Consider the following 15,712-nt stretch of genomic DNA (forward strand, 5'->3'; position numbering starts at 1 on the left):
AGATAAGGAGTTCATTATGAAAGAAATTCTTCGTGAAATTGGCATGATTGCAAGAGCATTAGATTCTATTAGTAATATAGAATTTAAAGAATATGAGCTTACAAAAGGTCAGTATTTGTACCTTGTGCGAATATGTGAAAACCCAGGAATCATTCAAGAAAAGCTATCTGAGATGATAAAAGTAGATCGTACAACTGCAGCCCGTGCTATCAAAAAGCTTGAAATCAATGGATTTATCGAAAAGAAAGAAGATGAATCTAACAAGAAAATCAAAAAACTTTTCCCAACAGAAAAAGGGAAAAATGTCTATCCTTTTATTAAAAGAGAAAACGATTATTCAAATACTGTTGCATTAGAGGGATTTTCGGAAACAGAAGCGGAAACTATTTCTAATCTTCTTCAAAGAGTAAGAAAAAATATAGAAAAAGATTGGGATTTTGTAAAAAAGGGAAATAAGAGAAATTATTGATTATATAAAGGAGCGAACTATTCAAATGACTACACATATAGAAAAGTGCACCCTTGAAGATATACACAGACTTCAAGATATTAGTTATGAAACATTTAATGAGACTTTTAAACATCAGAATTCACCCGAAAGTATGAATCACTATTTGGAAAAGGCATTTAACTTAAAACAATTAGAAAAAGAATTATCCAATATCTCTTCTCAATTCTTTTTTGTCTACTTTAACGATGAAATTGCTGGATATTTAAAGGTCAATATTGATGATGCTCAGTCTGAAGAAATGGGAAATGAATCACTTGAAGTAGAGAGAATTTATATAAAGAGCTCCTTTCAAAAACATGGTCTTGGTAAATATCTACTAAATAATGCTATTGAAATTGCAATAGAACATAATAAAAAGAATATTTGGCTAGGCGTATGGGAGAAAAATGAAAATGCTATTGCTTTTTATAAGAAATTAGGTTTTGTACAAGCTGGCTCTCATTCCTTTTATATGGGCGATAACGAACAAGTTGACCTTATAATGATCAAAACACTCATATAACTTTTTTTGAAAGGTGGGCTATTATGTATATTCCAAAGTATTTTAAAGTCACAAATGTTGATGAAATTTGGGATTTTGTTCAAAAAAACTCTTTTGGAACAATCGTCACAACTAAAAAAGAGAAACCAATCGCAACTCATTTGCCCTTTGGATTAACTAAACAAGGCGATGACTATTTTATTACTGGACATATGGCTTATGGGAACCCCCAGTGGAGAACATTTGAAACCTGCGAAGATGTTCTTGTAATGTTTCAGGGACCGCACTCTTACATCTCTTCTTCTTGGTATGAAAATGAAGAAGTTCCAACATGGAATTATCAAGCCGTTCATATATATGGTAAAGCAAGTATTTTAGATAAACAGGAATTAATAGATGAATTAACAACAATGTTGAAAAAATATGAAGAACATCGTGAAAATCCAATATTATGGGATAAACTTTCCCCCACTCTCTTAGAAAATGAACTGAAAGGGATAGTTGGGTTTAAAATTAAAGTAGGAGACATCCAGGCTGCATATAAATTAAGTCAAAATCGGAATGAGAGGGATTATAGTAATATTATTGATAAATTGTACGATGAAGGAAATCCAGATGCGAAACAAATGGCAAAACTCATGGGGAATAGATTAAACAATCACATATAGTTCATTGTAATTCAACTCTCACATTTCAAAATTAAAGAAAAGACTGGAGGGCTTTATCGGCAGTTTTCTTTAGAACGTAAAAGATTGAGCTTAAAGTGCATGGGGGTTAATTATAAATATAGATCCATTAGAAAAGAATCTATTTTGAAAAAAGATTATTCAAAATAGATTCTTACGTTTTAGTATTAAGATTATTTTAATCAAAAATAATTTCTAAGCCTTCGAAATATCAACAAATCCTTCTCCGAACACATCACGAACATCGTGTATAGCGATGAACGCCGCCGGATCCGTAGTTTGAACAATCCGCTTTAGCTTCACTACTTCTTGCTTATTAATAACAACATAAAGAATTTCCTTTGGAGTTTTCGTGTAATAGCCATGACCTGAGTACACAGTAACCCCTCTGCCCATTAAGGTAGTTACCTTCCCAGCTATTTCATTCGGGTTATCAGAAATAATCGTAATGGCTTTCTTCGGATTTAAACCTTCAATTACAAACTCCATCACTTTCGTTGCTACATATAGCATAATAATTGTTATCATCAGTTTTTCTGCACCAATGATGAAATAAGATGAAAACGCAACAATTAAATCGAAGAACAGTAGACCGTAGCTAATGCTCCAGCCTAAATATTTATGCGTCATCCTTGCTAAGATGGTAGTACCTGCAGTTGTTCCACCAACGCGAATAATAAGACCAATCCCGCACCCAATAAATATTCCTCCGAAAATGGCATTTACAAGCATTTCATCCGAAGCAATCGTCCAGCCTTCTGTCAAATGAAGAAATAGCGAGTTCGTAACTACAGCGATAATCGTATAAATTGTTGTAATCTTATTTAAAAACTTATAACCGGCTATTAACAAAATCGCATTTAAAATTAAGTTAACTAAGCCCGGTGACCATTCAAATAAATAGTACGTAATAATCGTGATACCTGTTACCCCACCCTCACCAAACTCGTTCGGGATAACAAACAAATTAACACCTAACGCAAAAAGAAATGCACCGATAATAATAAAAATAATGTCTGTCGTTCTTTTTTTCATACAGTACCTCACTTCTTATGTAAATATTTATTCTGCCATAAACTCTCACTATTATATCGTGGAATATTCAAATCGAACAGTGGTTTGTTTTTATTTTAATATAAGATAAAAAATCAACATTATTTATTATGTACTGCAAATAAAGTTTTGATTTCAACCGTAATTTACTCTTAAAAAGAAATGCTAAACATTGACTTGCACAAATTTCAAATAAAAAAGTACCCATCTAATTATCATACGCAATGAGAATTAGATGGGTACTGCATGATACATTTAGTTTTTACATGTATTGTTTGGAGAAAATTGCAAATAACGACCTATACTCGCCTTATTAAGACCAAATCCATACATCATCATTATTTTCAGCGTTCGTCTTTGCTTCATGAACTTTTTCAATATGATCAACTGTGTTCCAGTTAATAGAAATACCACCCCAGCCCACATACTCCATATCAATTTTCACTTTCTCACCCACATTAAATACTTGTCCCTTTGTTAAGAAAACATCAATAATATCTTTCTTCCCATTTAGCGATGGATACTCAACTACAACATATTTAGTAGCACCGTCTCCCTCATCTTCCATCGTTCCTACTTTTGATACTTCTCCAATTACATAATTAGGTGAGCCATCCTTTCGTTATCAAGACTTAAATTAGAAATAGATAAATAAATTAAAAGAGATTACATATTTCATATGACTAATATGTAATCTCCTTTCTTATTCCACAATCGCGCCCGATAATTGAAGATCATTCACGTGATTTTATAATTCAAACCTTTTTGACACTATTTCAGCTACTTCTGCCGCACTCAAATTTGTATTATTAATTTTTATGTAGTTCTCATTTTTAATTTCACCTTTATGGGAGTTCAATCTGTATTTTTTCATTGATTCCTTTAGTTCATTCTCCGACCAAGTAACGTTTCTTTTGGTAGGTTTATGCTCAAGTCGATGCGGACTTTTATTTCTTTCCAGCCTCTCATCCATATCGGCTTCTAATTCCACAAAATAAATAGTGGCACCCTGAGATTCAAAGATTTCACATGTCTGGTCTACGAAGTCCCAATCCTCTTGTTGATCAAAAGCCCACACATATGTAAAAATCAAACCTTCCAGTTCACTCTCAGCTACTGCCTTGAATATTTCTTTTCTAAATAAAGTTGACAACCTCCACATTTCCGGGCTAAAGCTGAATAAGGGCTCAAGTAATTCAATGGTCATATGGTTATGAAATAGCTTCAATCCAGTTACTTTAGCTAACTCATGCCCTACTGTCATTTTGCCAACTGCTTGCGGACCAAATATAAGTACAAATTTCATAGACTTCCTCCATTAATGATTTTTTATTATTATACCAGTTTTCAAGTACCCTTTTTCACAAGGTTCATACTACCTGAAAAAGTTATGCTGTTAAATGGTCCGATTGTTGAAGAAGGAGAACAACGTTCTCCTATTGACTATAACTTCTTATATACATCTGCGTAAGCTACTTTCAGTTGTTCTCTTAATTTCTTGTTTTCATCTTCTAATTTCTTATTTTTCCTTTTTAGGGAAGCAATCAGGGCATCCTTGTTACTTTCATTCATTTCTCGCTTTACTTGTTTCGGGGTAGGTACTTGTGATTGTTGATTTCTTAGAGTTTCAATTCTTGAACGGAAATCCTTGTTATTGTAGAGTGTTGCTTTTGATACACCAGCTTCTTTAGAAACACTATTGAAGTTTATAGTCTCATTGGCTTTTATGAGCCTTTTTATTGCTTCATCTACTCTCTGATAGGTATTTGCTTTTCGTTTGGCATGAATCGCTTTCAAATGTTCAGAACGGTCATATTTAGCCATTTTTAACACCTAACTTTCGTGTCATGCGGTCTTGTCTACCAAAGATAACATTTCCTTCTTGGAGGGTATTTAAAATGTTTTGATAACGTAGTAAATTATTTTCGTTCTTCTCCGCAATATCTTTTCGCCCTCGTTGGTTTGCTATTTCAATTGCCTTCCTGGTTGTTTTAATGTGAAGTTCATACTTTTGTTTATCTAATTCTGAAAAGCCAACAGCTAAATCCTTACATGGCGTTTGGTTAACACCACAAGTAAGACAAGGTGGTGCTTCCATATGAGGGCAACTTCCATTTAATCGAGCGTGACACGTTCCATAAGGATTGTCCATCGCATTTAACTTATGATCCTGCCATAAGGCATCCAATATATCTGTTGGAATATCTTCTCCTGCTTTAATTTCTTGTACTTCACCATTTAAGTCAAAACTAAAAACACCTTGCTTTATGACTGACTCAAATGCTTTTCTTTTTGTATCATCTAATAGCTTTGCATACCGTAGGGTCATTTCAGGTGATGAGTGAGCTAATAACTCTTGTACTGTTAAGATATCCGCGCCACCATTCAACATTTTCACTCCATAAGTATGTCGGAACTGGTGAGTTTTGAAGTGAAATAAGTTACCATTTTCCTCCTTAATATTTTTTTGCTGCGCTAATTGATTTAAATAGTTTCTAATAAAGCCTTGGGTAAATGGTTTACCTTTTCGTGTACCACGATAACGAACAAAAATATACCCTTCGGGATTGTTGTCTTGATTGCTAAGTTTTTTTGAGTTCTCAATAAGAACCGCAAGAATATTTGCTAATTCATCATCAATTGGAATTCTATGCCCTTTTACATATGTTTTTTCAATATCTGTTTCAATAGAATATTTACCATTGAGTTTTACTAAACAATCAGAAGTTAAACCTAATACATCAGAAATTCTAAGCCCCGTTTTAAAAGCAATCCATATCACCGGTATAACATCGCTATGTAAATCATTGAGGTGAGTAAAGAGTTGCTCTAATACGTAGTCAGGTATATAGTCAATTTGATCAATTGACTTTTTTCTTAACTTCGGTTTATCTTCTGGAAAAATCAATAATTGTACAGGCGTTTCAGGCGCAATGTCGTACTCATATCGCTGAATCTCTTCAAGAAATTTTTGTAAGATTGATAATGCCGTATTTATATATAGCTCAGGATGCGAGTTCCGTTGTTTCAAATTATTTTTAGCGTATTTATGTAAGTGTTTAATATAATTTTCAATATGAGTTCTTTTTAAAGGTTTTAAATTCTTCCATGTTGGTTCCACTGAAAATATAAAAGTAAAAAACTTTTGTAAGTAATTCTGATAACTTGTTGCTCTACCGAATGAAAAATTATTTTTGCTAAGCAATCGTTGTTTAACATATTTTTTTACTTGTTCTTTAACCTTTCCATCAATCTGTGAGAAATCAAGGTAATAGTTGGGCCTACTTTTGTTATAATTAATATTGTATTTCTCATGTAAAATACGAACATCCCATCTATCCTTTTCCCATTCATCTTGTTTATCAGTGTACTGGGAGAGTATCGTATAAATAGTTCTTAGAAAACTAGCTACTGGGGTTTTAATATAACTTTCATAATTAAATTTTTTTCGATTATAATGAGTTTTAATTTCTTTACTATGCAACCAAAACAAATACTCTTTTTCAGTTTTATCGATATCTAATCCCAATAGGGATGATTGCTGGGGATATTTCTCGTTTAAGAACTCGGACATTCGTTTTAATGGTGTATTCTTACCACCAAATATAGTCTGAATTGTCCATAAATCCTTAAACAATTGCTGATAATAGACATATTTCACTTCTAAATTGATTGAAGGATTACAAAATTGAAAACAAACACTTTTGGTTGGGAAGTTACGGTTTGCTATCAATTCTTCGAATTGCTTGATTCCACCGATAAAGTTAATATTCCATTCGTCATTAACTAAGAAATAAGGATTATTTACTTGTTCAATGGAAACAGAACCATCTACATGTATTATTTTTTCGTTATAAGCTGAAAGTTCTCGTTGTAAACCTTCGTGAAAGTCTATGTTTTCTACCTGAACATTTTTGATTTGTTTCATGCAATAATTCCTCTCAATTATTTTTATTTATGTTAAATTCGGACTGTGCTTTATTCCAATCTTCTCTAATATCTTCATCCGAAGGATGTAGGTATAGGTTCATTGTTGTTTGAATTTGAGAATGTCCTAATCGTTCTTGTACTTGCTTAATATCCTTTGTTTTCTGGTAGAAAATTGTAGCGTGTGTATGACGAAATAGGTGAGGATGTAGGCTTATATCTGTTTTCTTTTTTAAACGCTTAAATAGAGACTCAACGTTCCAATATTCCATTGGTTTTCCCACATCTTTTCCTCTCAGTTTTACAAAAACAAAATTTGAATCCAATTCTAATTCATCAAGCACTTCATACAAGTAATCATCATATAAATCCATTAAGGATGGTGATACATAAATTTCACGTTCTCCTGTTTTTAACATCGCACCGTTTTCTAATTCCCCTCGTTCCACCAAACGAATCCTATGCCCTTTTTTATGGTCATAAACAAAATCCTCCATGAAAAGAGAGAGAGCTTCTCCAATACGCAATCCCGTTTCAAATAACAGCTGAATTAAGAATTTATCTCGTATATTAGTAGTTGCTTGTAATACTTGTTGTACTTGTTCTTTTGTGAGGGTTTCTACTCTTTTGCGTGGTTCTTTTAACTTCAATATGTTTCTTTTTGATGGTTTGTCCTTATTAACATGGTGTAAAAAACTTTTGTAACGTGAGTATCCTCCTGTAAATACTTGCTTCATTAACTTTTCCATCATGTCATTTTGTACTTCTTCATTTCGATAGAGGTATTCATAGAAGTTTGCTATAACGGTAATTGTATGGTTAATTGTTTTTTCCGTTCGCTTTGCTTTCTTTTGTTGGAGAGGAGTAACGTTTGAATTCTGATAGGGACTTCTTAACCACCCTACAAAATCAACTAAATCTTCTAATCTAATAAACTTGTAATCTTTGTTTGTTTCTTCTAAGTAGGTATAAAAATGTTTTAAGGAATAACAATATGCTTTTTGAGTATTAGGTCTTTTCCCTGTCTTATCTAAATACTTTATATATTTCATAACTGGCATTACTGGGAATCCTTCTTGATCCAGTAATATGTATCTTTTGCTGTTATTCTCTAAGACAACCTCTTGCACCCTCATAGTACTTCACCCCTAAAAGATATTAACGCTCGGTCTAAAGACCTCATGACGTATCCTACTATAGGATACGTCCTTTGCCTTGAGTATACATACTTTTCTAAATATTATATACATATTGAACTGTATTTTTAATATCTGTATAACTTATCTAATATGTATAAGAAAAGAGGATATATGCTCATATATTGAACATAATATCCTCTTCCTAGTTTAGTCTATTTAATTCTTTCATGTGCATACCTAACTTGTTTGTTGTATTTTCAACTGCAGTTGCAACCATATATTCTGTAAAATTACGCATCATAGATCCAGTAGCTTTTACTTCATCTCCTACTTTCACATTTGAAAATGAATCAATATACACACTAACAGGTTCTTCGTATTGCTTAGATTTTACGACAATTACACCGTTATCTACTTCTACTACTCGTCCTTCTAACGTCGAGAAGTTCGATTCAATAGAAGCTGCACTCGCTTTTGTTACTTCTAGTCCTGGTAAATTTGTTCCTGATAATGCTGCGATCCCTAAAGCACCTGCTAAAATTATTTTTTTCATACCCATTATGAAACATCTCCATTCATGATGATTGTATTTGTTTGATTGGTATCGACCAACCTGTAATCATTATAGTTACAGGTTGTGAAAATAACAACCGTTTTCCTCATGCAATGTTGCATACTGTAATTTTTAAATATACAACAATGAGTCTAGATTCTCGAGTTACAGCAGGTGAAATTGTTGATGATGAAGAAGCTAATGTTATGCATCATATTTTTCAGCGCTACGATTTGTATAGCCGTAGTTCATTACATTATGTAGGAGCGGGATTCATATGTTAATAAAACCAAAGAGATTACAGCCAGGAGATATCGTGGCGACAGTAAGTCCTTCATGGGGAGGAGCAGGTGATTCTGAAATAAGATGGCGATATGAGCAAGGAGTAAAAAGATTAGAAGAGGTTTTTCGTCTTACCGTTATCCCAATGCCAAATAGTTTAAAAGGTAGCGAATACCTTTATAACAATCCAGAGGCTCGTGCGGAAGATATAATGACTGCATTTAAAGATACACGCGTGAAAGCAATTATCGCGAATATTGGCGGTGAAGATAGCATCCGGTTACTCCCCTATATAGATTTTAATGTGATACGCGAAAACCCGAAAATTTTTATGGGGTACTCTGACGTTACTATTTCACATTTATTTTGTCATAAAGCAGGCCTTTCCTCTTTATACGGTCCAGCAATTTTGACTGATTTTGCTGAAAATGTAGAGATGGATCCATATACAGTTGAAATGGTAAATCGAACTCTCTTTTCAAATGAAACGATTGACGAAATTCAACCAGCTCATGAATGGACGAGTGAGCGTTTAGAATGGATAGAGAGTAATAAGGATACAAGACGTACGATGCAGCAAAACAAAGGATATGAGCTACTTCAAGGCTCTACTACTGTACAAGGGCGTTTAATTGGTGGTTGTATAGAAGTACTGGAATTTGCAAAAGGAACGGAACTTTGGCCTGAGAAAAAACATTGGGAGAATAGTATTCTTTTCTTTGAAACCTCTGAAGATCATCCGGAACCAAGTTATATAAAATATTGGTTACGAAATTATGCAGCGCAAGGTATTCTGCAAAAAGCAAAAGGTATCATCTTCGGTAAACCGAAAGATGAACAATATTATGAAGAATATAAACATGAAATACTGCTGGTTATGAAGGAACATCATTTAGAAGATTTACCGATTCTTTATAATTTAAATTTTGGCCATACCGAGCCAAAGTTTATTTTACCTTACGGCGCGTTGGCAGAAATTGATTGTGAAAATGTATCTTTTTCTATTTTAGAGAGTGGCGTGGAATGAATAAAAACACTCCTATGAGATATGTCTGTGAATTGGTACTTTTTAAAAGTATATAATTGGAGGGAGATTACGTGTATGGAAGTAACATTTACAGTAAGTAAATGGGATGAAAAACCAATCGATGATACTAGAAAAGATTTCCCTATTAATATTGCACATGTCGAATATGATATTGATGGTGAATTAAAAGGAAAAGCTTTTGTTGAATACTTCTTATATTATTTAGACTCAAATATAAATGATGGTCACTTAGCTACTGCTAAAATTTCTGGATTTTTACACTTTGAAGGAATTTATAAGGGGCAACAAGGGACATTTACAGCTATAGAGCAAGGAATATTTGATAAAGGAAATTTAGATTCCCCAGGAACAATTATTAAAGCTACTGGTAACTTAGAAAATCTGAGAGGGTCCTATAATTATCAGTTTACAGGTCAAACCAGTAAACTAATTTTAGAGTTGGAATTTTAGCAAAATATCCTATAATTTAGTGGAAAAGACATTTCTTGTAATACTAGGAATGTCCTTTTTGTTGACGAGCTAGTACGTTATAGTCACCACCAATTTTTATAGGCAGCGTTGATGTTAATAGTCCTTGTACAACGAATCTCCCCTGCTCATCTGGTGTAACATGATGAACACCTTCATCTTTCGATACTTCCGTAAATAACGCAACATCTTCTTTTGTAAACGTTCGTTCAAAGGTGATTTTTTCGCCTACTTGTAATTTCATCCCATGCCCCTCCTCAAAAACTCTTTTAAAATAAGAAAAACCGAAACTATAATCATTTCGGTTTTTCAAAACTGTAGAAGTCTATATTTACTTTAAAGAATGTACAAACAACCCGCTGCGCAGTTTCGGTTCAAACCACGTTGATTTTGGCGGCATAACTTCTCCAGCGTCTGCGATTGCTAATAACGATTCCATTGATGTCGGATATAGTGAGAACGCTGCTTTATATTCACCGCTATTTACAAGGCGTTCTAGTTCTTCTAACCCGCGGATTCCTCCGACAAAATAAACGCGTGAATCAGATCGCGGATCGTGTATTTCAAGTACTTGGCTTAATAAATGATCTTGCAGAATAGATACATCCAAACCTTTCACGAGATCATTCGCATCAAACGTTTCCTCTTTCACTGTAAGCTTATACCACTTCTCATTTACATACATTCCAAATGTTTTTGGCTCATTTGGTTTATACGGAGAAACAGCCGCTTCTTCTACATAAAAGTATTGCGCTATTTGTTTTAAAAACTGTTCTTCTGATAAACCATTTAAATCTTTTACAACTCGGTTATAGTCCCAAATGGATAACTCATCGTGTGGGAATAAAACAGATAAGAAGAAATTAAACTCTTCTTCTCCTGTGTAATTCGGATATTGTTCTCTTCGCATGATCCCTACTTTTGCAGCTGATGCAGAGCGGTGATGTCCATCTGCAATGTACAGGTTAGGAATATCTTCAAATAAGTTTACTAAACTTGCAATTACTTCTTCATCAGCTATTTTCCAAGCAACGTGCCTAACGCCGTCTTCTGCTGTAAATGTATAGATTGGCGCATGTTCTTCTTTCCAGCTGGCAATGAAATGCTTTATCTCTTCTTTTGTACGATACGTTAAAAAGATAGGACCCGTATTTGCATCACACACATCTACGTGACGAATACGATCTAGCTCTTTTTCATGACGCGTTCTCTCATGTTTTTTAATTGTATCATCTTCATACTCATCAATAGATGTACAAACGACAAGGCCTGACTGCGTTCTTCCCTGCATCGTCAGTTCATAAATGTATAACGCTGGCTCTTCGTCTTGAATGAACACTTCTTCTCGTATAAATCGATTTAAATTTTCACCCGCTTTTTCATATACACGATCATCGTACGGTGAAAGTGCCGGGTCTAAATCAATTTCTGCTTTATCAACATGCAAGAAAGAATATGGATTCCCTTTTACAACTTCCCTTGCCTCTTCACTATTTAATACGTCATACGGTAAAGCTGCCACTTGTGCCGCTTTTTCCTCTACTGGACGAATGGCCCGAAACGGTCGTATTTTTGCCACATTCCTCTCTCCTTTACACAATCATTCGAACGGCTACAACACCTGTAATTTTGCTTATATTTTCTACAATATTCTCTTTTATTATATCATCAATTCCGTTATCGATATCAATCATTGTGTATGCCCAAGAATGTTTACTACGATTAATCATATCGGCAATATTAATATGATGTTCCGCTAAGCATCCTGTAATTTGCCCTACCATATTCGGGACGTTTTGATGCATAATTGTAATTCGTTTCTTTCCGATATACGGCAATTCTACGTTTGGATAATTTACTGAATTACGAATATTTCCTGTCTCTAAATATTCACGTAATTGGCGCGCTGCCATGAATGCACAGTTTTCTTCTGATTCGGACGTAGATGCACCAAGGTGAGGCGTCGCTGTTACATTTTTCATCTTTATCACATTTTCATTCGGGAAGTCTGTTACGTAATGCGTAATAACATCTTCTTCTAACGCTTTTTGAAGAACATTTTCATCTACAAGTTCTCCTCTTGAGAAATTGAATAAACGCATACCTTTTTTCATCTTCTCTATAGCGTGTTCCCCAATAATTCCCTTCGTTTGATTTGTAAGAGGAATATGAAGGGTAATATAATCACACGTTGCAAAAATTTCATCAAGGCTAAATGCTCTTTGCACATGTGTAGAAAGACGCCAAGCTGTTTCAACTGAAATATAAGGGTCATATCCAATAACGTCCATCCCTAACGCTAACGCATCGTTCGCAACTAAAGCACCGATTGCGCCAAGACCAATTACACCTAGACGTTTTCCTGCAATTTCTGATCCAACGAATTGTTTTTTTCCTGATTCAACAAGCTGCGGTACTTCTTCACCCTCTAAATTTTTCGTCCAGCTTACACCGTTAATAATGTTACGTGAAGACATAATAAGGCTGGCGATAATAAGTTCCTTTACTGCATTGGCATTCGCTCCTGGTGTATTAAATACTACAATCCCTTTTTCTGTACATCGCTCGACAGGAATATTATTTACACCAGCGCCAGCTCTTGCAATCGCCTTTAAGTCTTTTGAAAACTCTTCTTGATGTAAAGAGTAGCTACGAAGCAAAATTCCATCTGGATGATTGATTCTATCTCCTACTTCATAACGTTCTTCAGTAAAAACTTGCAAGCCTTTTTCTGCAATTTGATTTAACGTTTGAACACGAAACATATCCCCATCTCCCTATCTATTCTCAAGCTCAAATTCCTTCATATAATTTACTAATTGCTGTACACCGTGTACTGGCATCGCATTGTAAATACTTGCACGCATACCACCGACTGAGCGATGTCCTTTTAACGTAACAAGGCCGCGTTCTTTCGTTTTTTGTAAAAACTCATTGTTCAGCTCTTCTGACGGTGTTGTAAACGGAATATTCATAAGTGATCGATACGCAGGGTCAACTGGTGAAGTAAACAATTTAGATTCATCTAAAAAATGATAAATAAGTGAAGATTTCATTTTATTTTGTTCTTCAATCGCAGATACTCCGCCTTGCTCTTTCAACCACTCTAGTACAAGTTTTGTTACGTAAATACTAAAGGATGGCGGTGTATTATATAAGGAGTTATTTTTACTGTAAGTTTCATAATTTAACATTGTCGGACAAGAGCGATCTGCTCCCCCAATTAAATCTCTTTTTATAATAGCAATCGTTAAGCCCGCTGGCCCTAAATTCTTTTGCGCTCCCGCATATATAAGACCAAACTTCGAAACATCATATCGTTCTGATAAAATATTTGAGGACATATCCGCAACGAGCGGCACTCTTTCTATATGTGGAATATCCACATATTTTGTCCCCTCAATTGTATTATTCGTTGTAATATGTACATAATCTAGTTTTTCATCACTTAATAAACCGTCCAGTTTAGGAATCGTAGTAAACTTCTCTTGCTCGGAAGAAGCAATCACTTGTACTTCCCCAACTTTTTCGGCTTCTTGTAGTGCCTTTTTAGACCATGAGCCAGTTAGTACGTATCCAGCTTTTTTATACGTATTCATTAAGTTGAACGGTATCATAGAGAATTGTAATGACGCACCGCCTTGTAAAAATAAAATATCATACTCATCAGGGATGCTCATTAATTCACGAAGTAAGTTACTCGCTTCCTCTATAATACTTTGAAAATAAGAAGATCGATGACTCATTTCTATAATAGACATGCCTGTCCCGTTATAATTTACAAGCTCCTTTTGCACTTTCTCTAAAACTGGCAAAGGGAGTATTGATGGTCCTGCTGAAAAATTATAGACTCTCTCCATTCCCCTCATAACCTCCCTATTTCTCATTTGATTTTTTTAAACTTTCTGAATTATAACCTAAAATATAATATGTGGTCAATTTGTTTTCTATTATTACGACGCAAGACGCGATGGAATCGCTTGCAAGTGCAGACTTTTTATATATACATAAAAAAGTGTTAAGTACATAATCGCACTTAACACTCTAATAATAGAATAATAATAGCTAGTCGTTCGTAAAGAACCGATCAAAAATTTGATAAATAGCAGAAAGACCAATGAGCCAATAAATAGTGTCCACAAGCGCCGGCATAGAACCAAACCATTTCTCAACTACATTGTAATCTAACGCTACAAATAACCAATTCAAACCGCCGAGAATCACCAAAATTACTGTAAGGTAAGACAAAAATTTCATTATGATTGCCCCCTAGGTGATAAGATGGTGAAAGGCCTTTCACTAGAAATATATGTAGTAATCTTTAAAACTTACCTATTTTATAAAAATTATTTTCGGTACCACCCGTTAATAACTGCCTCTGCTTCTTTACTATGTATTTGATACGCATGTGTACTATCATTAGAGCCAATAAACCAAATTGAAAAACCTTTAAAATATGGTTTCGGTTCTAATACATCGCGGTAAGCACGCCATCCATTTAATTGTACATCTTTTGAAAACACATTTGAAACATCTGGATTCCACGGATTTTGTAATCCAAGTTCACGCGCCGGAACGTTAAATCCACCGAAGTAAACTGGTTTTCCTGTTGCATTATGTAATTGTTCCAATTGCTGAACAACATTTTGTCCACGATTATACACTGTCGTCGCAAATAAACTTTTCTTTACTTCTTCATATGTTGGATTTCTTTTTCCTGAAACTTCAAACCAACTATCAATACTTACAATATCCACCTTTTTTAAATACGGACGATTGATTTTCTCTTTAAACTTCGCTTCATAAGAAGGGTCCCAGCTTGCTGTTAACCACCAGTTCATTTGATACAAAACATTTCCTTTATACTGATTACGAACAAAATCAATTGTATCGCTCCAGTATCCTTCTGCATACTCCATATTCACGAAATTAGAAGCAATCTTTAGTCCATACACATTGTATTTACTTGTAATGGAATTAAAAATATCTTGCAGAATAACCGTCTTCCAATTCCAGAAGAAATCATTAATGTTACTTGGGTTCCATTCTGTCTCTCCAACATTCCCCTGCTGAATATACGGGAACGGTTCCACTATAACTTGAATATTACGCTTTAATAATTTTTGAATTAAAATAATAGCTTGTTGCTTTTGCGCTTGATTAATTACCATATTCGTAGAAGTCACATTCGGGATATCCACTTGAATCGGTACATTTACTGTATTTAAATTTAAGCGCTCCACATCCGCTAATACTTTCGCTACATTTCCAACTTCCCATACTGTTACGTTTCCTGATTTGATTTTTCCAGATTGAACAGTATTTACATCTGCCTGTACATTTCCTTGAAAACAAAAAGAAAACAACATAATAAACACTCCTAAAAAACTTATTAAACTCTTATTTTTCTTCACAACTTTCCCCCTATAATTTTTGGCTTTCTTGATTATTTTATACAACGTTTCATATATATTCCACAAAAAATCCAATAAATTTTTATTGATAAAAATGCTATTCATCCTTTATTCACATCTTACTCATACTAAGCCCCTAAAAATAGTAAG

16 protein-coding genes and 3 pseudogenes are annotated in these 15,712 nt (G+C 34.2%); 6 read left to right on the top strand and 13 right to left on the bottom strand.

Annotated elements, in window-relative coordinates; genetic code table 11:
• Window positions 1-16: 16 nt before the first annotated feature.
• From DN403_RS09980 to paiB, 3 genes are read left to right on the top strand one after another with little or no spacing between them, the layout of a single operon-like run.
• Entirely contained in the window at window positions 17-469 is a 453-nt protein-coding gene (locus tag DN403_RS09980) for a MarR family winged helix-turn-helix transcriptional regulator (RefSeq protein ID WP_000658983.1), read from the top strand.
• Window positions 470-494: 25 nt separating this feature from the next.
• Window positions 495-1,013, top strand: a complete 519-nt coding sequence (gene paiA / locus DN403_RS09985; protein ID WP_000207057.1) for a spermidine/spermine N(1)-acetyltransferase — start codon at window positions 495-497, stop codon at window positions 1,011-1,013.
• A gap of 23 nt (window positions 1,014-1,036) precedes the next feature.
• The gene (gene paiB / locus DN403_RS09990) at window positions 1,037-1,660 is read left to right on the top strand and encodes a protease synthase/sporulation negative transcriptional regulator PaiB (RefSeq protein ID WP_000275827.1); all 624 of its coding nucleotides are present in this window, start codon (window positions 1,037-1,039) and stop codon (window positions 1,658-1,660) included.
• A 213-nt stretch (window positions 1,661-1,873) separates the two neighbouring features.
• On the opposite strand, the gene DN403_RS09995 is transcribed toward paiB, so the two are convergent.
• The 7 genes and pseudogenes from DN403_RS09995 to DN403_RS10025 form a co-directional block, all read right to left on the bottom strand.
• Window positions 1,874-2,713 carry a YitT family protein gene (locus DN403_RS09995; protein ID WP_000747488.1) on the bottom strand — a complete coding sequence of 280 codons (840 nt, stop codon included), beginning with the start codon at window positions 2,711-2,713 and terminating at the stop codon, window positions 1,874-1,876.
• A gap of 331 nt (window positions 2,714-3,044) precedes the next feature.
• Window positions 3,045-3,353, bottom strand: a pseudogene (locus DN403_RS10000) (hypothetical protein); the annotation flags it as partial.
• A gap of 126 nt (window positions 3,354-3,479) precedes the next feature.
• A complete protein-coding gene (locus tag DN403_RS10005) occupies window positions 3,480-4,037 on the bottom strand; it encodes an AAA family ATPase (protein ID WP_149185434.1) in 558 nt (185 codons plus the stop codon).
• Window positions 4,038-4,174: 137 nt separating this feature from the next.
• A complete protein-coding gene (locus DN403_RS10010) occupies window positions 4,175-4,555 on the bottom strand; it encodes a DUF6262 family protein (RefSeq protein WP_065703671.1) in 381 nt (126 codons plus the stop codon).
• On the bottom strand, window positions 4,548-6,659 hold the full coding sequence (locus tag DN403_RS10015) for a tyrosine-type recombinase/integrase (RefSeq protein ID WP_149185435.1): 2,112 nt from the start codon (window positions 6,657-6,659) through the stop codon (window positions 4,548-4,550). Before DN403_RS10015 ends, DN403_RS10010 begins: the two co-directional genes overlap by 8 nt.
• Window positions 6,660-6,672: 13 nt before the next feature.
• Window positions 6,673-7,794: a tyrosine-type recombinase/integrase gene (locus DN403_RS10020; protein WP_065703675.1), complete on the bottom strand. Its 1,122-nt coding sequence runs from the start codon at window positions 7,792-7,794 to the stop codon at window positions 6,673-6,675.
• A 223-nt stretch (window positions 7,795-8,017) separates the two neighbouring features.
• Window positions 8,018-8,356: pseudogene (locus DN403_RS10025) on the bottom strand (hypothetical protein); the annotation flags it as partial.
• 35 nt (window positions 8,357-8,391) lie between these two features.
• Between DN403_RS10025 and DN403_RS10030 the strand changes: the two are divergent.
• The 3 genes from DN403_RS10030 (at window position 8,392) to DN403_RS10040 (ending at window position 10,130) form a co-directional block, all read left to right on the top strand.
• Window positions 8,392-8,634: a hypothetical protein gene (locus tag DN403_RS10030; protein ID WP_000579227.1), complete on the top strand. Its 243-nt coding sequence runs from the start codon at window positions 8,392-8,394 to the stop codon at window positions 8,632-8,634.
• Complete coding sequence (locus DN403_RS10035; RefSeq protein ID WP_000905878.1) at window positions 8,628-9,659, top strand: S66 family peptidase; 1,032 nt, start codon at window positions 8,628-8,630, stop codon at window positions 9,657-9,659. The genes DN403_RS10030 and DN403_RS10035 overlap by 7 nt, the downstream gene beginning before the upstream one ends.
• A gap of 75 nt (window positions 9,660-9,734) precedes the next feature.
• Entirely contained in the window at window positions 9,735-10,130 is a 396-nt protein-coding gene (locus DN403_RS10040; RefSeq protein WP_000454103.1) for a DUF3224 domain-containing protein, read from the top strand.
• 61 nt (window positions 10,131-10,191) lie between these two features.
• Here the strand turns inward: DN403_RS10040 and DN403_RS10045 are convergent.
• From DN403_RS10045 to DN403_RS10070, 6 genes and pseudogenes are all read right to left on the bottom strand, one after another.
• A pseudogene (locus tag DN403_RS10045) lies at window positions 10,192-10,392 on the bottom strand (hotdog family protein); the annotation flags it as partial.
• Window positions 10,393-10,479: 87 nt separating this feature from the next.
• On the bottom strand, window positions 10,480-11,727 hold the full coding sequence (locus DN403_RS10050; RefSeq protein ID WP_149185436.1) for a DUF1015 domain-containing protein: 1,248 nt from the start codon (window positions 11,725-11,727) through the stop codon (window positions 10,480-10,482).
• A gap of 13 nt (window positions 11,728-11,740) precedes the next feature.
• Window positions 11,741-12,913 carry a 3-phosphoglycerate dehydrogenase family protein gene (locus DN403_RS10055; RefSeq protein ID WP_000490227.1) on the bottom strand — a complete coding sequence of 391 codons (1,173 nt, stop codon included), beginning with the start codon at window positions 12,911-12,913 and terminating at the stop codon, window positions 11,741-11,743.
• 12 nt (window positions 12,914-12,925) lie between these two features.
• Window positions 12,926-14,008 (bottom strand): 3-phosphoserine/phosphohydroxythreonine transaminase, encoded by a 1,083-nt coding sequence (gene serC / locus DN403_RS10060; RefSeq protein WP_149185437.1) that lies wholly within the window; start codon window positions 14,006-14,008, stop codon window positions 12,926-12,928.
• A gap of 205 nt (window positions 14,009-14,213) precedes the next feature.
• Window positions 14,214-14,405 carry a DUF378 domain-containing protein gene (locus DN403_RS10065; RefSeq protein WP_000670804.1) on the bottom strand — a complete coding sequence of 64 codons (192 nt, stop codon included), beginning with the start codon at window positions 14,403-14,405 and terminating at the stop codon, window positions 14,214-14,216.
• 89 nt (window positions 14,406-14,494) lie between these two features.
• Entirely contained in the window at window positions 14,495-15,562 is a 1,068-nt protein-coding gene (locus DN403_RS10070; protein ID WP_149185438.1) for a glycoside hydrolase family 113, read from the bottom strand.
• Between the last annotated feature and the right edge of the window lie 150 nt (window positions 15,563-15,712).

The sequence above is a fragment of the Bacillus sp. AY2-1 genome, from assembly GCF_008368965.1.
GTDB lineage: Bacteria > Bacillota > Bacilli > Bacillales > Bacillaceae_G > Bacillus_A > Bacillus_A thuringiensis_S.